At 75.9% G+C, this 23,610-nt stretch carries 20 protein-coding genes; 2 read left to right on the top strand and 18 right to left on the bottom strand.

What is annotated here, in order from left to right; all coding sequences use genetic code 11:
* Window positions 1-33: 33 nt before the first annotated feature.
* From ACI8AK_RS10450 to ACI8AK_RS10380, 15 genes are all read right to left on the bottom strand, one after another.
* A complete protein-coding gene (locus ACI8AK_RS10450; protein WP_387986662.1) occupies window positions 34-1,521 on the bottom strand; it encodes a glutamate synthase subunit beta in 1,488 nt (495 codons plus the stop codon).
* Window positions 1,514-6,193, bottom strand: coding sequence for a glutamate synthase large subunit (gltB, locus tag ACI8AK_RS10445; RefSeq protein WP_456902747.1), 4,680 nt, complete (start codon window positions 6,191-6,193; stop codon window positions 1,514-1,516). The genes ACI8AK_RS10450 and gltB overlap by 8 nt, the downstream gene beginning before the upstream one ends.
* Before the next feature lie 320 nt (window positions 6,194-6,513).
* Window positions 6,514-7,464 carry a prolipoprotein diacylglyceryl transferase gene (gene lgt, locus ACI8AK_RS10440; protein ID WP_387986656.1) on the bottom strand — a complete coding sequence of 317 codons (951 nt, stop codon included), beginning with the start codon at window positions 7,462-7,464 and terminating at the stop codon, window positions 6,514-6,516.
* On the bottom strand, window positions 7,461-8,258 hold the full coding sequence (trpA, locus tag ACI8AK_RS10435; RefSeq protein WP_456902746.1) for a tryptophan synthase subunit alpha: 798 nt from the start codon (window positions 8,256-8,258) through the stop codon (window positions 7,461-7,463). Before trpA ends, lgt begins: the two co-directional genes overlap by 4 nt.
* Window positions 8,255-9,631, bottom strand: coding sequence for a tryptophan synthase subunit beta (gene trpB / locus ACI8AK_RS10430; RefSeq protein ID WP_456956170.1), 1,377 nt, complete (start codon window positions 9,629-9,631; stop codon window positions 8,255-8,257). Before trpB ends, trpA begins: the two co-directional genes overlap by 4 nt.
* 74 nt (window positions 9,632-9,705) lie before the next feature.
* A complete protein-coding gene (trpC, locus tag ACI8AK_RS10425; RefSeq protein WP_456902744.1) occupies window positions 9,706-10,515 on the bottom strand; it encodes an indole-3-glycerol phosphate synthase TrpC in 810 nt (269 codons plus the stop codon).
* A 58-nt stretch (window positions 10,516-10,573) separates the two neighbouring features.
* Window positions 10,574-11,224 (bottom strand): Trp biosynthesis-associated membrane protein, encoded by a 651-nt coding sequence (locus tag ACI8AK_RS10420; protein ID WP_456956169.1) that lies wholly within the window; start codon window positions 11,222-11,224, stop codon window positions 10,574-10,576.
* The gene (locus ACI8AK_RS10415; protein WP_456902742.1) at window positions 11,221-12,729 is read right to left on the bottom strand and encodes an anthranilate synthase component I; all 1,509 of its coding nucleotides are present in this window, start codon (window positions 12,727-12,729) and stop codon (window positions 11,221-11,223) included. The genes ACI8AK_RS10420 and ACI8AK_RS10415 overlap by 4 nt, the downstream gene beginning before the upstream one ends.
* On the bottom strand, window positions 12,716-13,090 hold the full coding sequence (gene hisI / locus ACI8AK_RS10410; protein ID WP_387986640.1) for a phosphoribosyl-AMP cyclohydrolase: 375 nt from the start codon (window positions 13,088-13,090) through the stop codon (window positions 12,716-12,718). Before hisI ends, ACI8AK_RS10415 begins: the two co-directional genes overlap by 14 nt.
* 53 nt (window positions 13,091-13,143) lie before the next feature.
* The gene (locus tag ACI8AK_RS10405; protein WP_456956167.1) at window positions 13,144-13,809 is read right to left on the bottom strand and encodes a hypothetical protein; all 666 of its coding nucleotides are present in this window, start codon (window positions 13,807-13,809) and stop codon (window positions 13,144-13,146) included.
* Window positions 13,806-15,458, bottom strand: coding sequence for an FAD-binding dehydrogenase (locus ACI8AK_RS10400; protein WP_456902740.1), 1,653 nt, complete (start codon window positions 15,456-15,458; stop codon window positions 13,806-13,808). Before ACI8AK_RS10400 ends, ACI8AK_RS10405 begins: the two co-directional genes overlap by 4 nt.
* A gap of 10 nt (window positions 15,459-15,468) precedes the next feature.
* A complete protein-coding gene (locus ACI8AK_RS10395; RefSeq protein WP_456902739.1) occupies window positions 15,469-15,996 on the bottom strand; it encodes a hypothetical protein in 528 nt (175 codons plus the stop codon).
* Between the two features lie 91 nt (window positions 15,997-16,087).
* Window positions 16,088-16,501 carry a hypothetical protein gene (locus tag ACI8AK_RS10390; RefSeq protein ID WP_387986629.1) on the bottom strand — a complete coding sequence of 138 codons (414 nt, stop codon included), beginning with the start codon at window positions 16,499-16,501 and terminating at the stop codon, window positions 16,088-16,090.
* A 27-nt stretch (window positions 16,502-16,528) separates the two neighbouring features.
* Window positions 16,529-18,349: an ABC transporter ATP-binding protein gene (locus ACI8AK_RS10385; protein WP_456956165.1), complete on the bottom strand. Its 1,821-nt coding sequence runs from the start codon at window positions 18,347-18,349 to the stop codon at window positions 16,529-16,531.
* Entirely contained in the window at window positions 18,346-20,121 is a 1,776-nt protein-coding gene (locus tag ACI8AK_RS10380) for an ABC transporter ATP-binding protein (RefSeq protein ID WP_456956163.1), read from the bottom strand. The genes ACI8AK_RS10385 and ACI8AK_RS10380 overlap by 4 nt, the downstream gene beginning before the upstream one ends.
* 110 nt (window positions 20,122-20,231) lie before the next feature.
* Between ACI8AK_RS10380 and ACI8AK_RS10375 the strand changes: the two genes are divergently transcribed.
* Window positions 20,232-20,876, top strand: a complete 645-nt coding sequence (locus ACI8AK_RS10375) for a TIGR03085 family metal-binding protein (protein ID WP_456956161.1) — start codon at window positions 20,232-20,234, stop codon at window positions 20,874-20,876.
* Window positions 20,877-20,921: 45 nt separating this feature from the next.
* Here ACI8AK_RS10375 and hisF read toward each other — a convergent pair whose 3' ends face one another.
* The 3 genes from hisF to priA all read right to left on the bottom strand — a co-directional run bounded on the left by hisF (window position 20,922) and on the right by priA (window position 22,913).
* Window positions 20,922-21,716, bottom strand: coding sequence for an imidazole glycerol phosphate synthase subunit HisF (gene hisF / locus ACI8AK_RS10370; RefSeq protein WP_387986619.1), 795 nt, complete (start codon window positions 21,714-21,716; stop codon window positions 20,922-20,924).
* A 73-nt stretch (window positions 21,717-21,789) separates the two neighbouring features.
* The gene (locus tag ACI8AK_RS10365; RefSeq protein ID WP_387986617.1) at window positions 21,790-22,182 is read right to left on the bottom strand and encodes a RidA family protein; all 393 of its coding nucleotides are present in this window, start codon (window positions 22,180-22,182) and stop codon (window positions 21,790-21,792) included.
* Entirely contained in the window at window positions 22,179-22,913 is a 735-nt protein-coding gene (gene priA / locus ACI8AK_RS10360) for a bifunctional 1-(5-phosphoribosyl)-5-((5-phosphoribosylamino)methylideneamino)imidazole-4-carboxamide isomerase/phosphoribosylanthranilate isomerase PriA (protein WP_456956159.1), read from the bottom strand. The genes ACI8AK_RS10365 and priA overlap by 4 nt, the downstream gene beginning before the upstream one ends.
* 58 nt (window positions 22,914-22,971) lie before the next feature.
* On the opposite strand from priA, the gene ACI8AK_RS10355 reads away from it, so the two are divergent.
* Window positions 22,972-23,571, top strand: coding sequence for a nitroreductase family protein (locus tag ACI8AK_RS10355; RefSeq protein WP_456956157.1), 600 nt, complete (start codon window positions 22,972-22,974; stop codon window positions 23,569-23,571).
* Window positions 23,572-23,610 lie beyond the last annotated feature (39 nt).

The following is a 23,610-nucleotide window of genomic DNA, read 5'->3' as shown; positions in this document are numbered from 1 at the left end:
CGTCCGGCGAGCGGAGCCCGGAGGACGACGGTGTTACCGCAGCGCCACCGCCGTCGGGGTGACCGGGCGGGGCAGCATGGAGCTGCCGGTCAGCCACTGGTCGACCGCGCCGGCGGCGGCGCGGCCCTCGGCGATGGCCCACACGATCAGCGACTGGCCGCGGCCGGCGTCCCCGGCCACGAACACGCCGGGCACGGTGGACATGAACTCGCCGTCGCGGGCGACGTTGCCGCGCCCGTCGACGTCGAGGCCCAGCGCCTCGACCAGGCCCTCGCGCTGCACGCCGGTGAAGCCCATGGCCAGGAGCACCAGCTGCGCGGGCAGCTCGCGCTCGGTGCCCTCGACCTTCTGGAACCGGCCGTCGACCCGCTCGACCTCGTGGATCACCAGGGCGCGCACGCGGCCCTCGTCGTCGCCGAGGAAGCGCTCGGTGTTGACCGAGTACAGCCGCTCGCCGCCCTCCTCGTGGGCCGAGGAGACCCGCATGATCATCGGGTAGGTCGGCCAGGGGTTGCCCTCGGCCCGCTTGTCCGGCGGCGCGGGCATGATCTCCAGCTGGGTGACCGAGCGGGCGCCCTGCCGGTGCGAGGTGCCCAGGCAGTCCGCGCCGGTGTCGCCGCCGCCGATGATGACGACGTCCTTGCCCTTGGCGGAGATCGGCGGGTCGTCCAGCTCGCCGAGCGCCTGCCGGTTGCCGAAGGGCAGGAACTCCATCGCCAGGTGGATGCCGTCGAGCTCGCGCCCGGGGGCGGGCAGGTCGCGCCCGACGGTGGCGCCGGCGGCGATCACGACGGCGTCGTGCTCACCGCGCAGCTGCTCGGCGGAGAGGTCGCCCTCCCCCGACCCGCCGACCTCGACGCCGGTGACGAAACGGGTGCCCTCGGCGCGCATCTGGTCCAGCCGCCGGTCCAGGACGGACTTCTCCATCTTGAACTCGGGGATGCCGTACCGGAGCAGGCCGCCGACGCGGTCGGCCCGCTCGTAGACGGTGACGTCGTGCCCGGCGCGGGTGAGCTGCTGGGCGGCGGCCAGGCCCGCCGGCCCGGACCCGACGACGGCGACCTTCTTGCCGGTGCGCTCGGCCGGGGCCTGCGGCTCGACGTGGCCGCGCTCGAAGGCCTGGTCGATGATCTCCCACTCGATCTGCTTGATCGTGACCGGCGAGTCCTGCAGGTTCAGCACGCAGGCGCCCTCGCAGGGGGCCGGGCACAGCTTCCCGGTGAACTCCGGGAAGTTGTTGGTCGCGTGCAGTCGCTCGATCGCGTCGCGCCAGTCGTCCCGGCGGGCGAGGTCGTTCCACTCCGGGATCAGGTTGCCCAGCGGGCAGCCGTGGTGGCAGAACGGGATGCCGCAGTCCATGCACCGCGCGGCCTGCTGGCGCAGCGCGGCGACCGGGTAGACGCCGTCCTCCCCGTTCTGCCGGGAGAGGTAGACGTCCTTCCAGTCGAGGATGCGGACGTCGACCGGCCGCCGGGGCGGCAGGGCCCGCTCGTACTTCAGGAACCCCGTGGAGTCAGCCACGTGCGGCCTCCATCACTGCTCGATCCACATCCGTGCCGGCGGCCTCGGCGGCGCGCCGGGCCTCGAGGGCGCGACGGTAGTCGCGCGGCATGATCACGCTGAACTGCTCGGACCAGCGGCCCCAGTCGGCCAGCAGGGCCGCCGCGACCGGCGACTCGGTCTCGGCGTGGTACCGGACCAGCACGTCGCGCAGCCACTGCGCGGACTCGCCGTCCAGCGGCTCGACGTCGACCATCTCGGGGTTCACCCGGTGCCGGGCGAGGTCCAGGACGTAGCCGATGCCGCCGGACATGCCGGCCGCGACGTTGCGCCCGGTGGGCCCGAGGATCACCGCGCGGCCGCCGGTCATGTACTCCAGCGCGTGGTCGCCGACGCCCTCGACGACGGCCAGCGCGCCGGAGTTGCGGACGCAGAACCGCTCGCCGACCCGCCCGCGCAGGAACACCTCCCCGCCGGTGGCGCCGTAGCCGATGACGTTGCCGGCGATGACGTTGTCCTCGGCGGCGAAGGACGCCTCGGGCGCCGGGCGGACGACGATCCGGCCGCCGGACAGGCCCTTGCCGACGTAGTCGTTGGCGTCGCCGAGCAGCCGCATGGTGATGCCGCGCGGCAGGAAGGCGCCGAAGGACTGGCCGGCCGACCCGGTGAAGGTCAGGTCGATCGTGCCGTCGGGCAGACCCTCGCCGCCGAAGCGGCGGGTGACCATCGAGCCGAGCATCGTGCCGACGGTGCGGTTGACGTTGCGCACCGGCAGCTCCAGGCGCACCGGCCGCGCGTCGAGCAGGGCGCCCTCGCACAGCTGGATCAGCGTCTGGTCCAGCGCGACGTCGAGGCCGTGGTCCTGGGTGCGGACCGCCCGGCGGGCCGCGCCCTCGGGCAGCTCGGGCTGCGCGAGCATCGGCGAGAGGTCCAGGCCGCTGGCCTTCCAGTGGTCGACCGCGCGCCGGGTGTCGAGCAGCTCGGTGTGGCCGACGGCCTCGTCGACCGAGCGGAAGCCCAGCTCGGCGAGGTACTGCCGGACCTGCTCGGCGAGGAACTCGAAGAAGGTGACGACGAACTCCGGCCGCCCGGTGAACCGCTTGCGCAGCTCCGGGTTCTGGGTGGCCACGCCGACCGGACAGGTGTCGAGGTGGCAGACCCGCATCATGATGCAGCCGGAGACCACCAGCGGAGCGGTGGCGAAGCCGTACTCCTCGGCGCCGAGCAGCATCGCGACGAGCACATCGCGGCCGGTCTTCATCTGGCCGTCGGCCTGCACCACGATCCGGTCGCGCAGCCCGTTGGCCAGCAGCGTCTGTTGGGTCTCGGCCAGGCCGAGCTCCCACGGCGAGCCGGCGTGCTTGAGCGAGGTCAGCGGGGCGGCACCCGTGCCGCCGTCGTGCCCGGAGATCAGGACGACGTCGGCGTGCGCCTTGCTGACCCCGGCCGCGACCGTCCCGACCCCGACCTCGGCGACCAGCTTGACGTTGATCCGCGCCTCGGTGTTCGCGTTCTTGAGGTCGTGGATGAGCTGCTTGAGGTCCTCGATCGAGTAGATGTCGTGGTGCGGCGGCGGGCTGATCAGGCCGACGCCCGGCGTCGAGTGCCGGGTGCGGGCCACCCACGGGTAGACCTTGCCGCCGGGCAGCTGGCCGCCCTCGCCGGGCTTGGCCCCCTGCGCCATCTTGATCTGGATGTCGTCGGCGTTGACCAGGTACTCGCTGGTCACGCCGAAGCGGCCGCTGGCCACCTGCTTGATCGCCGAGCGGCGCAGGTCGCCGTTCGGGTCGGGCACGTAGCGGTCGGGGTCCTCCCCGCCCTCACCGGTGTTCGACTTGCCGCCGAGCCGGTTCATGGCGATGGCGAGGGTCTCGTGCGCCTCCTGCGAGATGGAGCCGTAGCTCATCGCGCCGGTCTGGAAGCGCTTGACGATCTCGCTGGCCGGCTCGACCTCCTCGAGCGGCACCGGCGGGCGCACGCCCTTCCGGATCTCGAACAGGCCGCGCAGCGTCGCGGCGTCCTCCGAGAGCGCGTCGACGGTGTCGGTGTAGCGCTGGAACACCTCGAACTGCCGCGAGCGGGTCGAGTGCTGGAGCAGGAACACCGTCTCGGGGTTGAACAGGTGCACCTCCCCCTCGCGGCGCCACTGGTACTCGCCGCCGGTCTCCAGCCGCCGGTGCGCGCGCTCGGTGGGGTTCTCCGGGTAGGCGCGCCGGTGCCGCATGGCGACCTCCTCGGCGAGGACGTCCATGCCGACGCCGCCGAGGGGGCACGAGGTGCCGGTGAAGTACTCGTCGACGACGTCCTGCGACAGGCCGACGGCCTCGAAGATCTGCGCCATCGTGTACGAGCCGACGGTGCTGATGCCCATCTTGCTCATCACCTTGAGGACGCCCTTGCCGAGCGCCTTGACGACGTTGCGCACCGCCTGGGCGGGCTGCACGCCGGTGAGGACGCCGTCGCGGATGAGGTCCTCGATCGACTCGAAGGCCAGGTACGGGTTGACCGCGGCCGCGCCGTAGCCGAGCAGCAGCGCGACGTGGTGCACCTCGCGGCAGTCGCCGGACTCGACGACCAGGCCGACCTCCATGCGGGTGCGCTCGCGCACCAGGTGGTGGTGGACGGCGGCGGTCATGAGCAGCGACGGGATCGGCGCGCGCTTCTCGTCGCAGTCGCGGTCGGACAGCACGATGACCCGCGCGCCGGCCGCGATCGCCCTGCTGACCTTGCTCCGCAGCTGCTCGACCGCCTCGACCAGCGCGGGGCCGCCGCCGGTGACGTCGTAGTGGCCGGTGATCCGGACGGCGGCGAAGCCGGGCAGGTCGCCGTCGTCGTCGATGTGCAGGATCTTGGCCAGCTCGTCGTTGTCGATGACCGGGTAGGGCAGGTACACCTGCCGGCACGACGCCGGGGTGGCCGAGAGCAGGTTCTGCTCCGGGCCGAAGGTGCGCCCGAGGCTGGTCACCAGCTCCTCGCGGATGGCGTCCAGCGGCGGGTTGGTCACCTGGGCGAACAGCTGCCCGAAGTAGTCGTAGAGCTGCCGGGAGCGGTCCGACAGCGCCGCGATCGGGGTGTCGGTGCCCATGGAGCCGATCGGCTCGGCGCCGGACGACGCCATCGGGGTGAGCAGGACGCGCAGGTCCTCCTCGGTGTAGCCGAACAGCAGCTGCCGGCGGACCACCGACTCGTGGCTGGGCCGCGCCCGCCGCCGCTCGGGCAGCGAGGGCAGGTGCACCAGGCCGGCGTGCAGCCAGTCCTCGTAGGGGTGCTCGGCGGCCAGGGCGCCCTTGACCTCCTCGTCGGAGACGATCCGCCCGGAGGCGGTGTCGACGAGGAACATCCGGCCCGGCTGCAGCCGGCCCTTGGCGACGACGTCGCCGGCCGGGATGTCGAGGACGCCGGCCTCGCTGGCGAGGACGACGAGGTCGTCCTTCGTCCGCCACCAGCGCCCCGGGCGCAGGCCGTTGCGGTCGAGGACGGCGCCGATGAGCGTGCCGTCGGTGAACGCGACGCAGGCCGGCCCGTCCCAGGGCTCCATGATCGAGGAGTGGAACCGGTAGAAGGCCCGGCGGGCCGGGTCCATCTCGTCGTGGTTCTCCCACGCCTCCGGGATCATCATCAGCACCGCGTGCGGCAGCGAGCGGCCCGACAGGTGCAGCAGCTCGAGCACCTCGTCGAAGGTCGCCGAGTCGCTGAAGTCGCTCGCGGTCACCGGGAAGACCCGGTCCAGGCCGAGCTCGGAGGCCGGGCCGGCGGGGCCGTCGAACAGCTCGGTCTCGAGCTTGGCCTCCCGGGCGCGCATCCGGTTGCGGTTGCCCTTGATGGTGTTGATCTCGCCGTTGTGGGCGATGAACCGGAACGGGTGCGCCAGCGGCCAGCTCGGGAACGTGTTGGTGGAGAACCGGCTGTGCACCAGCGCGATCGCCGACTCGTAGCGCTCGTCGCGCAGGTCGGGGAAGAACGCGGGCAGCTGGTCGGTGGTCAGCATGCCCTTGTAGGTGACGGTGCGGCTGGACAGCGAGACGACGTAGAGCGAGCTGCCGGCCTCGCGGGCCTCCCGCTCGGCGCGCTTGCGGAGCACGAACGAGCGCCGCTCCAGCCGGGTGACGCCGTTGACCTCGCGCGGGCCGCCGAAGGCCTGCTGGTCGGCGCGGGCGCCCATGGTCTCGGCGACGAACAGCTGCCCGAAGTGCGGCATGACCGCGCGCGCGGTGGGGCCGAGGTCGGCGCCGTCGGGGTCGACCGGCACGTCGCGCCAGCCGAGGACGGTCAGGCCCTCCTCGGCGGCGATCCGCTCGACGTCGGCGTAGCGGGCGGCCCGCTCCTGCTCGTCGACCGGGAGGAAGGCGACGCCGACGGCGTACTCGCCCAGCGGGGGCAGGTCGAAGTCGACGCTGGCCCGCAGCAGCGCGTCGGGCACCTGGGTCAGGATGCCGGCGCCGTCCCCGGAGTTGGGCTCGGAGCCGGCGGCCCCGCGGTGGTCGAGGTTGTGCAGCGCGGTCAGGCCGGCGGCCACGATCGCGCGCGAGCGGCGGCCGCGGGCGTCGGCCACGAAGGCCACGCCGCAGGCGTCCGAGTCGTTCGCCGGGTCGTAGAGGCCGGAGGCCGCCGGCGTAGCCGAGAAGGGGACGGCCGAGAAGGGGACGGCCGAGCCGGCGGTGGTGCGGGGGGCGGGGGTGCGGGACCCGGACATGATCACTCCCGTCGTCGGCCTGCGCGCGGCCCCCTGGGGGGGGACGTCGCGGGGCGCGGGGCCCGGCCGGTGGTCAGAGGGTGCGGTGCACGGAAGCAGAGGGGGACAGCGGAGCCGGCGACCGCCCGGGACACGGTGGCCCGGGCAGGCTGAGGACCGGCGGCCCCGCGGGTGGTTGCGCGGGGTCGTCGTCCCGCGGGGCAGCGCTGGCCCGGTTACGACGCGAGCGACCCACCGGGATCACCGGCCGGTCTGGACAGGAGGGTACACAGCAGCGACACCGGGCTCACCGGCGCGAAACGATCCGTCGGCGCGTCCTGTCAGGACGTCCCCGGCGCGTCGTGAGACCGGTCACCCCGCCGCTCCTCGGCGGGCGCGTCGGTGCTGGTCGGGGCCGCGTCGGCGGTGCCGGCGTCGGCGGCGGCGGTGTCGTCGTCGTCACGTCCGCCGACGGCGGCCCGGTCGATGACCTCCCGCGGGCGGCCCCGCTGCCAGAGCATGTAGGCCACGGCGAGCAGCCCGACCACGATGCAGGTGAACACGTTGAGCCGGACGCCGAGGAAGCGGTTGGCGTCGTCGATGCGCAGCACCTCGATCCACAGCCGGCCGGCGCAGTACAGCGCGACGTAGAGCGCGAACGCGCGCCCGTGGGACAGCCGGAAGCGGCGGTCGGCCCACACCACGACGGCGGCCGCGGCGAGGTTCCACAGCAGCTCGTAGAGGAACGTCGGGTGGAACGTGGCGAACGCCTCGTAGCCGTCGGGACGGTGCGCCGCGTCGATCTCCAGGCCCCAGGGCAGCGTGGTGGGCCGGCCGAACAGCTCCTGGTTGAACCAGTTGCCCAGCCGGCCGACCGCCTGGGCCACCAGCAGGCCGGGTGCGATGGCGTCGCCGAAGGCCGGCAGCGGGATGCCCCGGCGGCGGCAGGCGATCCACGCGCCGACGCCGCCGAGGGCGATGGCGCCCCAGATGCCGAGGCCGCCCTCCCAGATGGCGAACGCCCGCAGCGGGTCCCCGCCCTCCCCGAAGTAGGGCTGCGGCGTCGTGATCACGTGGTAGAGCCGGCCGCCGAGGATGCCGAAGGGCACCGCCCAGACCGCGATGTCGAGGACCTCGCCGGGCCGGCCACCGCGGGCGACCCACCGCTTCTCGGCGATCCAGCAGGCCGCGACGATGCCCGCGATGATGCACAGCGCGTAGGCGCGCAGCGGGAACGGCCCCAGGTGCCACACCCCCTGGGCCGGGCTCGGGATCGACGCCAGGACCGTCACGTCACGGCCACCCGGCGGCGCACGCCCGCGGCGAGCTCCTCGGACAGCCGGCGCACGCCGTCGGCGCCCCGGCCCTCGAGCAGCTCCCGCACGTAGGCCGACCCCACGATGACGCCGTCGGCGAAGCCCGCCACCTCGGCGGCCTGGTCGCCGTTGGAGACGCCCAGGCCCACGCACACCGGGACGTCGGTGACCGCGCGGGTGCGGGCGACCAGCCGCTCGGCGGCGTCGCCGACGGTGGCGCGGGTGCCGGTGACGCCCATCGTGGACGCGGCGTACACGAACCCGCGGCAGGCCGCGGTGGTCGACGCCAGCCGCGCGTCGGTGGACGACGGCGCGACGAGGAAGACGCGGTCGAGGTCGGCGGCCTCGGCGGCGGCCAGCCACGCGGCGGCCTCGTCCGGGATGAGGTCGGGCGTAATCGCGCCCGCTCCCCCGGCGGCGGCCAGGTCGGTGGCGAACCGCTCGACGCCGTAGCGCTCGACCGGGTTCCAGTAGCTCATCACCACCGGCACCGCGCCCGCGGCGTCCACCGCCTCGACGGCGCGCAGCACGTCGCGCATGCCCACGCCGGCGCGCACGGCGGGGTCGACCGCCTGCTGGATGACCGGGCCGTCCATGCCGGGGTCGGAGTACGGGACGCCGATCTCCACGACGTCGGCCCCGCCCTCGACGGCGGCCGTCATCGCGGCGATCGAGTCGTCCACGCCCGGGTAGCCCACCGGCAGGTAGGCGACGAGCGCGGCGCGGCCCTCGGCGTTGGCGCCGCGGATCCGCTGCTCGAGCCGGCTCATGCCGGGCTCCCCGCGTCCCGGCCGGGCACCGCGTCGCCGGAGGCGACGGCGCCCTCGGTGGGCTGCTGGTCGGTGTCCATGCCGGGGCCGGGGTCGACCTCGTCACGGTCGCCGAGGCCGAACCAGCGCGACGCGGTCTCGACGTCCTTGTCGCCGCGGCCGGAGAGGTTGACCAGCAGCAGCGGAGGCTCGCCTCCCCGCCCGCCGTCCCCCGCGGCCACCAGCTCGCGGCCCAGCCGCACGGCGCCGGCGAGGGCGTGCGCGGACTCGATCGCCGGGATGATGCCCTCGGTCCGGCACAGCAGCGCGAAGGCCTCCATCGCCTCGGCGTCGGTGACCGGGCGGTACTCGGCCCGGCCGACGTCGTGCAGGAAGCTGTGCTCCGGCCCGACGCCGGGGTAGTCCAGCCCGGCGCTGATCGAGTGCGACTCGATCGTCTGGCCGTTGTCGTCCTGCAGCAGGTAGGAGCGGGCGCCGTGCAGCACGCCGGGCGCTCCCCCGGTGATCGTCGCGGCGTGCCGGCCGGTCTCGACGCCGTCGCCGCCGGCCTCCAGGCCGACCAGGCGCACGCCCTCGTCGGGCACGAACGCGGTGAAGATCCCGATGGCGTTGGAGCCGCCGCCGACGCAGGCGAGGACGGCGTCGGGCAGCCGGCCCTCGCGCTCGAGCACCTGGGCGCGGGCCTCGTCGCCGATCACCCGCTGGAAGTCGCGGACCATCGCCGGGAACGGGTGCGGGCCGGCGACGGTGCCGAAGACGTAGTTGGTGGTCTCGACGTTGGTCACCCAGTCGCGGAAGGCCTCGTTGATGGCGTCCTTGAGGGTGCGCGAGCCGGTGCTCACCGGGACCACCTCGGCGCCGAGCAGCCGCATGCGGGCGACGTTGAGCGCCTGCCGGCGGGTGTCCTCCTCACCCATGTAGATCGTGCAGGACAGGCCCATGAGCGCCGCCGCGGTCGCGGTGGCGACGCCGTGCTGGCCCGCGCCGGTCTCGGCGATGACCCGCTGCTTGCCGATCCGCTTCGTCAGCAGCGCCTGGCCCAGCACGTTGTTGATCTTGTGCGAGCCGGTGTGGTTGAGGTCCTCGCGCTTGAGCAGCACGCGGGCGCCGCCGCAGTGCTCGGCGAAGCGCGGCACCTCGGTGACCGGGCTCGGGCGGCCGGTGTAGTCCCGCTGCAGGGCGGCGAACTCGGCGACGAACGCGGGGTCGACCCGCATGGCCCCGTAGGCCTCGGTCAGCTCGTCGAGGGCCGCGACCAGCGCCTCGGGGACGAACCGGCCGCCGAAGACGCCGAAGTGACCGGTGGCGTCGGGCCACGCCGGGCGCGCCGGGTCGCTGCGCTGCTCGGGCGGGTGGACGGCACTCGTGGTCATGCACCCAGACTAAGGACCTCGCTGCCCCCCGCCCCTCGCAGGCTCGCGGCGGGTCCCTGCAGCGAGACCGGGGTCTAGCGGGTCGTGCGCGGCACGGCCGGGTGCGAGCCGGCGGTGACCAGGTCGGCGACCGCCTGGCGCGGGTCGCCGGCGGTGACCAGGCCCTCGCCGACCAGGACGGCGTCGGCGCCGGCGGAGGCGTAGGCGATGAGCTCGCGCGGGCCGCGGACGCCGGACTCGGCGACCTTGACCACGCCCGAGGGCAGCCCGGGCGCGATCCGCTCGAAGGTGCCGAGGTCGACGTCGAGGGTGGTGAGGTCGCGGGCGTTGACGCCGATCACCGAGGCGCCGGCGGCCAGCGCGCGGTCGGCCTCCGCCTCGGTGTGCACCTCGACCAGGGCGGTCATGCCGAGGGACTCGACCCGCTCGAGCAGGCCCAGCAGCGCGTTCTGCTCCAGCGCCGCGACGATCAGCAGGACGACGTCGGCGCCGTGGGCGCGGGCCTCGTGCACCTGGTAGCTGCTGACCACGAAGTCCTTGCACAGCACCGGCACGTCGACGGCGGCGCGGACGGCGGCCAGGTCGGCGTGCGAGCCGCCGAAGCGGCGCCGCTCGGTGAGGACGCTGATCACCCGGGCGCCGCCGGCGGCGTACTGGGCGGCGAGCACCGCGGGGTCGGGGATGTCGGCCAGCGCGCCCTTGCTCGGGCTGCGGCGCTTGACCTCCGCGATCACGCCGACGCCGGGCTCGCGGAGCGCGGCCAGGGCGTCGCGGGCGGGGCGGGCGTCGCGGGCGGCGGCTCGGACCTCGGCCAGCGGGGTGGCCGCCTCGCGCGCCGCGACGTCCTCACGGACGCCGGCGACGATGTCGTCGAGGACGGTCACTCCGCCTCCTCGCTGCTGGGTCGGCCGGTCCGGTGCCGGTCGGACGGGTGGACCCACCCTAGCGACGGCGGCCCGGGGGCCCGGCCGCCGGGTCACCGGCCGGGCCCGGTGGCGCCTCGTCGGCGGGGTCGGCCGTCGGGTCGTCGCCGCGGTCGAGGGCGCGCCAGGCGTCCAGCGCCCGGTCCTCGTCGGTGCGGGCCCGCGCCGGGGCCGGCGCGGCCGCCGCGCCGGGTGACCGCTCGTAGCGGCGGCCCATGGCCGGCCAGCGGCGGCCGCGGACCGCGACCAGCACGCCGGCGGCGAGCGCGACGACGGCGGCGACCAGGCACAGCACCGGCCAGGCGGCCGCGAGGTCGGCGGTGCGCCGCTCCCCCGGTGCCGCCGCGGAAGGGTCCACCCCGCCGGCCAGCACGCCCACCGACGACCAGGCCAGCGCGGCGCCCGCCAGCGCCACCAGGACCCCCACCGCGACCCGCCCGGCGCCGCGCACCGCGAGGACGGCGACCGCCGCGGCGAGCAGCAGCAGCCCCGCGGCGGGCACCAGCGGCGCCAGCGACGACCCGGTCAGCGTCTCGGTGACCGGCGGCAGCGGCGGGCGCCGGGTGACCGTGACCGTGGCCCAGGTCTGCCCGCCCGCCGACAGCGCCAGCCCGCCGGCGACCGCGCAGCCGGCGAGCGCCGTCCCCAGCTCCCGCCGCGCCGCCGTCACCGCACCTCCCGCATGCCCTCCGCGGTCGCGATCGCCGAGAGCACCGCCCGCGCCTTGTGCCGGGTCTCGGCCTCCTCGGTGGCGGGGTCGCTGTCGGCGACGATCCCGGCGCCGGCCTGCACGTACGCCCGGCCCTGGTGGAGCACCGCGGTGCGGATGGCGATCGCCATGTCCATGTCCCCGCTCGCGTCCAGGTACCCGACGGTGCCCGCGTACAGCGCCCGCCGGGTGGGCTCCAGCGACTCGATGATCTCCATCGCCCGCGGCTTCGGGGCACCGGAGACGGTGCCGGCCGGGAAGGTCGCGTCGAAGACGTCGAGCGCGTCGCGGCCGGGGGCCACCTCGCCGCCGACGGTGGACACCAGGTGCATGACGTGGCTGTAGTACTCGATCCGCATGAAGTCGGGCACCTCGACCGTGCCCGGCACGCACACCCGGCCCAGGTCGTTGCGCGCGAGGTCGACGAGCATGACGTGCTCCGCGCGCTCCTTGGGGTCGGCGAGCAGTCCCTCGGCCAGCCGCAGGTCCTCCTCCTCGGTGGCGCCGCGCGGGCGGGTGCCGGCCGGCGGGTGCACGACGGCCGAGCTGCCGGTCACGGTCACCAGCGCCTCCGGCGACGAGCCGACGACGTCGAAGGGCGTCTCCCGGCCGGCGAAGCGCAGCAGGTACATGTACGGCGAGGGGTTGGTGGCCCGCAGCACCCGGTAGAGGTCGAGCGCGTCGACGTCGGTGTCGGTCTCGAACCGCTGGGCCAGCACGACCTGGAAGGCGTCGCCGGCGCGGATGTGCTCGCGCACCGCCTCCACCCCGGCCTCGTACTCCCCCGGCGCCATCGTGCTGCGCACCGGCGGCGGCTCGGCGGGGGCGAACGTGGCCACCCCCGGCGGCACCGCCTTGGTGAGGTCGGCGGCCATGGCGTCGAGGCGGGCGACGGCGTCGTCCCAGGCCGTGTCGGCGTCGCCGGACCCGGTCAGGGCGTTGGCGATGAGCAGCACGGTGCCGTCGGTGTGGTCGAGGACGGCGAGGTCGGTGACCAGGGCCAGCGACAGCTCGGGCATGCCGAGGTCGTCGGTGGCGGTGACCGGCAGCCGCTCCAGCCGCCGGACGACGTCGTAGCCGAGGTAGCCGACCAGCCCGCCGGTCAGCCGCGGCAGGTCCTCCCGGCGCGGCGAGCGCAGCCGGCGGGCCAGCGTGTGGACCGCGGCCAGGGGGTCCTCGGGCAGGTCGTCGGTGAGCCCGGGCAGCGGGTCGCCGAGCCACAGGGTCCGCCCGTCCCGCTCGGTGAGGACCCCGGCGCTGCGCACGCCGACGAAGCTGTAGCGCGACCAGCGCTTGCCCTGCTCGGCCGACTCGAGCAGCACGGTGCCGGGCCGGTTGCCGGCCAGCTTGCGGTAGATGCCGACGGCGGTCTCGCCGTCGGCCAGCAGCCGCCGGGTCACCGGCACGACCGGCTGGTCCAGGGCGGCGAACGCCTCGCGCGAGGGGCTGGTCTCACCGAGCCGCACGGGTGACCTCCAGGTCGCGGGAGAAGCAGCTGCGCGCGCCGGTGTGACAGGCCGGGCCCTCCTGGTCGACGAGCACCAGCAGCGCGTCGCCGTCGCAGTCCAGGCGCACGTCGCGGACCCACTGCCGGTGCCCGGACGTCTCGCCCTTCACCCAGTACTCCCCGCGGCTGCGGGACCAGTAGGTGGCCCGGCCGGTGGTCAGGGTGCGGTGCAGCGCCTCGTCGTCCATCCAGGCGACCATGAGGACCTCGCCGGTGTCGTGCTGCTGCACGACGGCGGCGACCAGTCCCGCCGGGTCGCGGCGCAGCAGCGCGGCGACGGCGGGGTCGAGGGCGGAGTCGACGGCGGGCACGGCGGGCATGCCCGCGATTCTCCCCCGCCGCGGGGACCGGCCGGTCCGGCGGCCCCGCGCGGTCACCCCGCGGCCGGTGGCGCGTCCCCGCCGGCGGCCCACCGGCGGACGGCGCCGACCAGCAGCAGGCCCAGCCCCACGGCCGGGGCGGCGGCGTAGAACAGCACGCCGACGACGAGCACGCCGGTCGGGTCGAAGCCGGCGACGTCGGCGAGGGAGGTCAGCCGGACCAGCCAGTAGGCGGCCAGGGCGAGCTGCACGCCGAAGCCGGCGAGCAGCGTCGTCCACACCGCCCGGCTGCGCCGGTTGAGCACCAGCACCCCGGCGACGACCAGCAGCACCGCCGAGGCCAGCTGGACCGCCGAGAGCACCGTGACCTCGGTGACCAGGCCGGAGACGTCGTCGCCCCCGCCGCCGGAGTGGTCGGGGATGCCGGCGAACAGGCCGAACGTGCTGGCAAGCAGCAGCACGTAGGCCGACGACAGCGCGACGACGGCGGCCTGCACGAACGCGAGGACCGCCGCGGCGACCACCTGCCCCGGCCGGCGCGGCCGCTGCGGCACCGGCGGGCCGTAGGCCGGCCAGTACGGCGCGGCCGGCCAGCCCGGCGCGTACCCCGGGTACACCGGGGCCGGCGCGGCGTACGGGGCGGTGGCCGGCGGGCCCGCGTAGGCGACCGGCTCGGTCCCGGCGGCCGGGTCGGCCCAGGGGCTGCCGGGCGAGCTCACAGGGCCGCCGCCAGCGCCCGGCCGGCGACCCGGCCGGAGAACAGGCAGCCGCCGAGGAAGGTGCCCTCCAGCGACCGGTAGCCGTGCATGCCGCCGCCGCCGAACCCGGACGCCTCCCCGGCGGCGTACAGGCCGGGGAACGGTTCGCCGCCGGCGCGCAGCACCCGGCCGGACAGGTCGGTCTCCAGCCCGCCGAGGGTCTTGCGGGTGAGCAGGTTGAGCCGGACGGCGATCAGCGGGCCGGCCGCGGGGTCGAGCAGCCGGTGCGGCGGGGCCACCCGGATGAGCTTGTCGCCGAGGTAGCTGCGGGCGCCGCGGACCGCGGTGAGCTGCAGGTCCTTGGTGAACGGGTGGTCCACCGCGCGGTCGCGGGCGGTGACCTCGCGCTCCACGGTCTCCAGCGACACCTCGGGCGTGCCGCCGGTGATCCGGTTCATCCCGGCGACCAGCTCGGGCAGGGAGGACGCCGTCACGAAGTCCTCGCCGCGGTCGAGGAAGGCCTGCACCGGGGCGGACACGCCCGCCTTGACCCGGTTCAGCAGCAGCCGGACGTCCTTGCCGGTGAGGTCGGGGTTCTGCTCGGAGCCCGACAGCGCGAACTCCTTCTCGACGATCTTCTTCGTCGTCACGAACCAGGTGTGCTCGTAGCCGGTCTGCCCGATGTGGGCGAGGGTGCCCAGGGTGTCGAAGCCGGGGAACAGCGGGACCGGCAGCCGCTGCCCGGTCGCGTCCAGCCACAGCGACGAGGGCCCGGGCAGGATCCGGATGCCGTGCCGTGCCCACACCGGGGAGTGGTTGGCGATCCCCTCGGTGTAGTGCCACATGCGGTCGCGGTTGATGAGGTTGGCGCCGGCGGCCTCGGTGGCCTGGAGCATGAGCCCGTCGACGTGCGCGGGGACGCCGGACAGCAGCCGCTGCGGCGGGGGGCCCAGCCGGGCCGGCCAGTTCTGCCGGACCAGGTCGTGGTTGCCCCCGATGCCGCCGGAGGTGACGACGACGGCCTGGGCGGTGATCTCGAAGTCCCCGACGGCGGTGCGCGAGCTGGCCTCGCCGCGGGCGACGCCGCTGGGCTCGAGCACCTCGCCGCGGACGCCGGTGACAGCGCCGTCGGTGACGACCAGCGCGGTCACCCGGTGCCGGAAGCGCAGCTCGACCAGCCCGCGCTCGACGGCGGCGCGGACCCGGCGGGCGAACGGCTCGACGATGCCGGGGCCGGTGCCCCAGACGATGTGGAAGCGGGGCACGGAGTTGCCGTGGCCGGTGGCGGTGTAGCCGCCGCGTTCGGCCCACCCGACGACGGGGAAGAAGCCGACGCCCTGCTCGCGCAGCCAGGCCCGCTTCTCCCCCGCGGCGAACTCCAGGTACGCCTCGGCCCACTGCCGGGGCCAGTGGTCCTCGGCGCGGTCGAAGGCGGCGGTGCCGAACCAGTCCTGGCGGGCCAGCTCCAGCGAGTCGCGGACGCGCAGGCGGCGCTGCTCGGGCGAGTCGACGAGGAACAGGCCGCCGAAGGACCACCACGCCTGCCCGCCGAAGGACGCCTCCGGCTCCTGCTCGACGAGCACCACCCGCCGGCCGGCGTCGGCCAGCTCGGCGGTGGCCACCAGGCCGGCCAGGCCGGACCCCACCACGACGACGTCTGTGTCGATCACGGCGGGCACGCTAGCGGGCGCGGCCGCCCCGGGGGGTCCGCCCCGGCTGCGCCGGGGGCGGTGTCGCCCGGCCGGGACGGGTCCACTCCCGGATCGGGCGGCGCACCGTCAGCGCCAGGCAGCCGGCCGGGCCCACCAGCAGCGCCAGCGCCCACCCGACCGACGAGCCGTCGCCGAGGGCGCCGAACAGCAGGGCCACGCCGAGCAGCAGGAGCAGCGGCAGCACCGCGGCGACGGCGAGGACCAGCCACCCGCGGCCCCGGCCGGCCCACACCAGCGCCGCCCCGGCGACCGCCGGCAGCGCCAGGACGGCGGAGGCGGCCAGGTACCAGCCCCAGCGCGGGGGCAGGCCGTCCCAGAGCAGCCACCCGAGGTACAGGTCCTCGGCGGCGACGAGCAGGCCGAACGCGGCGGCGAACGGCGCGGTGAGCGGGCGCCCGGCAGCGGGCGGCGGGGCGGCCCGCCGGACGGCCGACGCCGCGGGCGCCGCCCGCGGGGAGCGGCGGGTCGTCGTCCGGCGGGGCGGGGACGACGGCATGCCGGGCAGCCTAGAGAAGGGGCCTCCCTGCCCTCCGCCACTCGCACGCTCGCGGCGGGCCCCGCAGGGAGGCCCCCGCGGCCGGACCCCGTCAGCCCGGACGGCGGCGGCCGGCCAGCCAGGCCGTCACCCGGGGACTGAGCGCGAGGCCGGCCGCGACCAGGGGGCAGACGGCCACGACGACCGGCGCGGCGCCCACGTCCTCGCCGACCGCGACCGCCGTCGCGATGACGAGGAGGGCGAACCCCAGCGAGCCCACGGCTCCCAGGAGCAGCGGCCACCGGCCCCGGCGGGAGACCAGCCAGACGACACCGAAGACCTGGAGCACGGGCAGCAGGAGCAGCGCGTAGACCCACCAGTCGCGGACGTCGTCGGACTGCACGCCGCCGAGGGCGAACGGCAGGACGGTGACCAGGGCCAGCGGCAGCACGCCGAGGGCGCCGATCGCCGCGGCGGCGATCGCCGTGCCGGGCATGCGGGAGGGGCTGGTGGAGGACGTGGTCACGCCGCGGAGCCTAGGACCGCCGCCCGCTCAGGCGACGCGTTCGGGCTCCCCCGCCGACGACCGGCGCCACGAGGCGTGCAGCCGCGCGTAGGGGCCGACGGCGTGGACCAGGTCCGCGTGCGTGCCGCGCTGCACCACCCGGCCGGCGTCGACGACGAGCACCTCGTCGGCCCGCTCGGCGGTGGACAGCCGGTGCGCGATGGTGAGCGTGGTGCGGCCCTCGGTGAGCCGGTCCAGCGCCAGGGTCAGCCGCCGCTCGGTGGCCGGGTCGACGGCGCTGGTGGCCTCGTCGAGCACCAGCAGGTCGGGCGCGGCCACGTGCGCGCGGGCGATGGCGACCAGCTGCCGCTCCCCCGCCGACAGCGACTCCCCGCGCTGGCCCACCGGCGTCGCGACGCCGTCGGCCAGGCCGGCCAGCCAGTCGCCGAGACCGAGCTCGGCGAAGGCCGCGGTCACCTGCTCGTCGGTGAGGTCCGGGCGGCCGTAGCGGACGTTGTCGGCGACGGTGGCGTCGAAGAGGAAACCGTCCTGCGGCACCATGCCGACCCGCCGGCGCAGCGAGGCGAACGCCACGTCGGGCAGCGGCACCCAGCCGGCGGCGTCGGAGCCGAGCAGCACCCGCCCCTCGGTGGGGTCCATGAGCCGGGTGACCAGCTTGGCGAACGTCGTCTTCCCCGACCCGGTCTCCCCGACGACGGCGTAGCGGCGGCGCGGCGCCAGCGCGAGGTCGACGTCGTCGAGGGCCGCCCGCGCGCCGCGGGCGTAGCGGAAGGTGACGTGCTCGAGCCGCACGCCGAGCGGCCCGGCCGGCAGCTCGCGCGCGGTGCCGCCGGCGGCGGGGTCGCGGACGTCGGGCTCGGTGTCGAGGACGTCGAGCACCCGGCGGAACCCGGCGATCGCGTTCTGCCCCTCGTTGAGCACCTCGCTGGCGGTCTGCACCGGCGCGACGAAGAGCGTGACGAGGAACAGGAAGGCGACGAGCGTGCCGGCGCTGACCTGCCCGGCCACGCCGAGCAGCACGCCGACCACGACGACGGCGGCGTTGGCGACCGCGGCCGCGAACTCGCCGGTGACGAAGACGGCCGCGGTGACCTTCTGCGCGTCGACCTGGGCGCGGTAGTGCCGGCCGATGGCCCGGTCGAGGCGGGCCGCCGTCCGCTCGCGGATGCCGTAGGCGCGCACCGTCGGCGCGCCGACGACGGACTCCGACACCGCGGCGAGCACGTCGCCGACCCGCTCGCGGACCACGCCGTAGGCGACCTGCAGCCGGCGGGCGAACCAGCGGACGGCGAAGGCCAGCGGCAGGAAGCAGGCGAGCACCAGCAGGGTCAGCTGCCAGGAGTAGACCGCCATGACGACGGTGGCCACGACCAGCTGGCCGAGGCTGACCACGCCGAGGACGCCGCCCCACTGCATGAAGGTGGACAGCTGGTCGACGTCGCTGGTGACCCGGGAGACCAGGGAGCCGCGGCGCTCGCCCTGCTGGTGCAGCACGGACAGGTCGTGCACGTGCCGGAACGCCCGGGCGCGCAGCCCGGCCAGCGCGGTCTCGGTGGTGCGGAACAGCCGGACGTTCATCCGGTAGACCGCCACCCCGGTGACCAGGACGACGACCGCGCAGACCAGCACCAGCGTGCGGACCAGGCCGAGGTCGGGGCCGCCGGGGGCGAGCAGGCCGCGGTCGATGACCTGCTGGACGGCGATCGGCACGACCACCCGCCCGGCGGTGGCGACCAGCGCGAGCGCGAACGTGGCCGGCAGTCCGCGGCGGAACTCCGGCATCATCCGCAGCCCGCGGCGCAGGGTGGCGAACGCGCCCTCCCGCCGCCCGGTGTCCACGGCGCTCACGCCGCCACCTCCGCCTGGGAGTAGGCGCGGACCAGCGCGGCGTAGCCGGGCACGGTGGCCAGCAGCTCCTCGTGGCTGCCGCGGGCGGTGACCCGGCCGTTCTCCAGCCACACCACCTCGTCGGCGAGGGCGATGGTGGCCTGCCGGTAGGCGACGACGACCACGGTCGAGGGCCGGTCGGCCGAGCGCAGCGCGTCGAGGATGCGCGCCTCGACGGCGGGGTCGACGGCGCTGGTGGCGTCGTCGAGGACGAGCAGCCGGGGCCGGCGGATGACGGCGCGGGCGAGGGCGAGCCGCTGCCGCTGGCCGCCGGAGAGGGTGGCGCCGCGCTCGCCGACGCGGGTGTCGAGGCCCTCGGGCAGCCGGTCGACGAAGTCCTCGGCGGCGGCCACGCGCAGCGCCGCGCGCACCTCGTCGTCGCCGTACCCGCCGCCGAGGGTCACGTTGCCGCGGACGGTGTCGTCGAAGAGGAAGGTGCCCTGCGGGACGAACGCGGCCTGGCCGCTGACCTCGCCCTCGCGCAGCCGACGCAGGTCGACGCCGTCGAGCAGCACCTCGCCGCCGGCCGGGTCGACCAGCCGCACCAGCAGCCCGGCCAGCGTCGACTTGCCCGAGCCGGTCGGCCCGACGACGGCGACCGTGCTGCCGGCCGCGACGTCGAAGGTGACCTGCGACAGCACCGGCTGCGACGCGCCGTCGAAGACGTGGTCGACCGCGCGCAGGCCCAGCCGGGCGCCGCCGTCGCCGGCGGGCGCGGTCTCCGGGCCGTGCGGGGTCTCGCCGGTGGCGTCGAGGACGGGGGTGACCCGGTCGAAGCCGGCGAGCGCGCGCGGGAGGTCGGCGAGCACCCAGCCGATCGCGCGGATGGGCAGCGCGAGCAGGGTGAACAGGTAGGCGATGCTCACCAGGTCGCCGGCGTCGGTGGCGCCGGAGGCGACCCGGCCGGCGCCGACCAGCAGCACGGCGAGCGTGCCGAGGTTGGGCAGCGCCTCCATGAGCGGGTCGAACAGCCCGCGCACCCGGCCGACCGAGACCAGCCCGTCGCGCAGCTCCCGGGCGCGCTCGGTGAACCGGGTGCTCTCGACGTCCTCGCGGCCGAGGGTCTTGACCACCAGGCCGGCGTCGAAGCTCTCGTGGGCGATCTCGCTGACCTCGGCGCGCAGCTGCTGCGCCCGCTGCATCCGCGGGCTCATCACCTGCGAGTAGACGGCGTTGACCACGAAGACCAGCGGGAAGACGACCAGGCCGACCAGCGCCAGCAGCGGGTCGGTGGCCACCAGCGCGACGACGGTGATGGCGATCATCACGAGCGTCCCGCAGGCGAAGGGCAGCGGGGAGACGAAGTACCAGGAGGCCTCGACGTCGGAGTTCGCGTTGGACAGCAGCTGCCCGGTGGGGTGGCGCTGGTGCCAGGCCAGCGGCAGCCGCAGGTACTGCGCGGTGACGCGGCGGCGGTAGTCGGCCTGCAGCCGGTAGGCCATCACGCCGGCGAACAGCCGCCGGCCGAGGATGCCGAGGATCTTGAGCACCGAGACGCCGAGGATCACCACGACGGCGAGGGTGAGCGCGCCGGCGGTGGTGTCGCCGTCGGCGAAGGCCGGCAGCACCACCCGGTCGGTGACCCCGCCGATGACGAACGCCGACAGCACGGTCATCGCGGCGTAGAGGCTGCTGGCGAGCAGGGCGAGGGTGAACATCCCGCGCTGCTCGCGGATGGACCGGGCGACGTGGCGCAGTCCCCGCCGGACGACGGCGTCTCGGGCGCGGGGCACGGATCTCCTCGGGGTTCGCGACCGCGGCACTCGCAGTCGTTACTCAGGCTAACCGGCGGTACCGACAGGGGCCTGCGGGTTTTCCGGGTGGACGGGATCGGTAACCCGCCGTGGTGACTCCCTCTTCCCGCCCGCTCGCCGCCCGCGAGCGCGCGGCCCTCGCCGACCTCCTCGACGAGCTCGGCCCCGACGCCCCGACCTGCTGCGAGGGGTGGACGACGGCCCACCTGGCCGCCCACCTGGTGACCCGCGACCGACGTCCCGACGCGCTGCCCGGCTACGCGCTGGAGCGCACGCCGGTCGGCGGGCGGCTGCACGCCCACGCGGAGCGGGTCGAGGACCGGCTGCGCACCTCGACGGCGTATCCCGAGCTGGTGGCGCGGGTCCGGCAGGGCCCGCCGGCGTGGCTGCCGATGGGCTGGCCCGGGGTGTCGGCGGTCGCGGACTCCGCCGAGTTCGCGATCCACCACGAGGACGTGCGGCGGGCGCTTCCCGGCTGGGCGCCGCGCGCGCTGCCGCCGGCCGACGCCGACCGGCTCTGGGGCGCGGCGCAGCTGTTCGCCCGCGCGGCGGCCGCGCGGCACCCCGGCGGCCTGGTGCTGCAGCGCAGCGACGTCCCCGGCCCCGGGAAGCGGATCCGCGCCGGGTCGGCACCCACCACGGTCGAGGGCGAGCCGATGGAGGTCCTGCTCTGGGCGACCGGGCGCACCGACGTCGCCCGGGTCGTCGTGCGGGACGGCGCCCCGGTCGGCTGACGCGTCCGGTGCACCTCCGCGGAGGTGTACGACGGCCGGGCGCGGTCAGCGCAGGGGCGTGTCCGCGGCGGTGCGCACCGGGACGCCGGCGCCGGCCAGCGCGGCCTTGACGTCGCCGATCCGCAGCGTGCCGAAGTGGAAGACGCTGGCCGCGAGCACCGCGTCGGCGCCGGCCTCGACCGCGGGCGGGAAGTGCTCGACCGCCCCGGCGCCGCCGCTGGCGACCACCGGGACGCTCACCTCGCGGCGGACGGCGCGGATCAGCTCGGTGTCGAAGCCGGCGCGGGTGCCGTCGGCGTCCATCGAGTTGAGCAGCACCTCCCCCACCCCGAGCTGCGCGGCCTGCACCACCCACTCGACGGCGTCCCGGCCGGTGCCGCGGCGCCCGCCGTGCGTGGTGATCTCGAAGCCGGAGTCGGTGGCCGCGCCGTCGCGCACCCGGCGGGCGTCGAGGGAGAGCACGAGCACCTGGCTGCCGAAGCGGTCGGCGATCTCGCTGATCAGCTCGGGCCGGGCGACCGCGGCGGTGTTGACCGCGACCTTGTCCGCGCCGGCCCGCAGCAGCCGGTCGACGTCGTCGGGGCTGCGCACGCCCCCGCCGACGGTGAGCGGGATGAAGACGCTCTCGGCGGTGCGCCGGACGACGTCGTAGGTGGTCTCCCGGTCGCCGGAGCTGGCGGTGATGTCGAGGAAGGTGAGCTCGTCGGCGCCCTCGGCGTCGTAGACGCGGGCCATCTCGACCGGGTCGCCGGCGTCGCGCAGGTCGACGAAGTTCACGCCCTTGACCACCCGGCCGGCGTCGACGTCCAGGCACGGGATCACGCGCACCGCGAGGCTCACGACGCCTCCTCGCTGGCGCTCGTCGGCGGCGTTCGCCCGGCTGCTCCGCTCGTGCGTGAGCTCGCGAGCTCGCTCACGTCCCCGCCCCCCGGACCGCGTCGGCCTCCACCTCGACCAGCATGTCGGGGTGCAGCAGCGAGGCCACGCCGATCATCGCGGTGGCCGGCCGGACCGCGCCGAAGACCTCGCCGTGCACGCGCCCGACCTCCTCCCAGCGGGAGGTGTCGGTGACGTACATGCGGGTGCGGACGACGTCGGCGGCGGTCAGGCCCGCCGACTCCAGCGCGGCGACCAGCACGCCGAACGCGACCCGGGCCTGCGCGCCCACGTCGCCGGGGTGGACGACCGCGCCGTCGACGGTGGCGGTGCAGCCGCTCACCCACGCCGAGTCCCCGGCGACGACGACCCGGCTGTAGCCGACGACGTCCTCCCAGGGCCCGCCGGAGCCGATCCGCCGCGCGGTCACGACGAGACCTCGCGGGTGACCGCCAGCGCCTCGGGCAGCGTGAACGCGCCGGCGTAGAGGGCCTTGCCGACGATCGCGCCCTCGACGCCGACCGCGGTCAGCCCGGCCAGCGCCCGCACGTCCTCGAGCGAGCTGACCCCGCCGGAGGCGACCACCGGCCGGGGCGTGGCGGCGCAGACCTCCCGCAGCAGGTCGAGGTTGGGGCCGCGCAGCGTGCCGTCCTTGGTGATGTCGGTGACCACGTAGCGGGCGCAGCCCTCGGCGTCGAGGCGGGCGAGGGTCTCGTAGAGCTCGCCGCCCTCGCGGGTCCAGCCGCGGGCGGCCAGCCGGGTGCCGCGGACGTCGAGGCCGACGGCGATGCGGTCGCCGTGCTCGGCGATGGCGCGGGCGCACCACTCGGGCGACTCCAGCGCCGCGGTGCCGAGGTTGACCCGGCGGCAGCCGGTGGCGAGGGCCGCGGCCAGCGACTCGTCGTCGCGGATGCCGCCGGACAGCTCCACGTCGACGTCGAGCTCGCCGACGACGCGCGCGACCAGCTCGCGGTTGCTGCCGCGGCCGAAGGCGGCGTCGAGGTCGACCAGGTGCACCCACTCGGCGCCGTCGCGCTGCCACTGCAGGGCGGCGTCGAGGGGGTCGCCGTAGGAGGTCTCGCTGCCGGCCTCCCCCTGGACGAGTCGGACGGCCTGGCCGTCGGCGACGTCGACGGCGGGGAGCAGCTGGAGGGTCGGCACGCTCCCAGCCTAGGGACCGGGCCGCTGTGGCCTGACCCACCCGAGGCAGGCTGCGGGGGTGGAGTTCGCCGACGTCGTCCGCAGGCGCCGCATGGTGCGCGACTACGACCCCGACCGGCCGGTGCCGCCGGAGGTGCGCGAGCGGCTGCTCGAGCACGCGATCCGGGCGCCCTCGGCCGGGTTCACCCAGGGCTGGGCGTTCCTGGTGCTCGAGGACCCCGCCGACCGGGAGCGGTTCTGGTCGGTGACCGCCGGGGAGGGCGCGCCCGACGCGTGGCTGTCCCGGATGCGGCGGGCGCCGCTGCTGGTGGTCCCGCTGTCGTCGAAGGCCGCCTACCTCGACCGCTACGCCGAGCCGGACAAGGGCTGGACCGATCGCGACGAGACCCGCTGGCCGGTGCCCTGGTGGGACGTCGACGCCGGGATGGCGGCGCTGATGATGCTGCTGACCGCCGTCGACGAGGGGCTCGGCGCCTGCCTGTTCGGCGTCCCGGCCGAGCGGGTGGACGCCGTCCGGGAGGCGTTCGGGATTCCCGGCACCCACCGGCCGGTCGGCGTCGTGTCGGTCGGCTACCCGGGCGGGGACGACCGGCGCTCGCCGTCGCTGCGGCGCGGCCGGCGGGGCGTGGACGAGGTCGTCCACCGGGGCCGGTGGTGACGCGGGCCGCCGGTGGCCGGGCTGGTTGACTGCCCGCCC

This window comes from Geodermatophilus sp. SYSU D00867 (assembly GCF_054050315.1).
The sequence above is the reverse complement of the archived record's forward strand: the minus strand, read 5'-3'. Positions and strand labels throughout refer to the sequence as shown.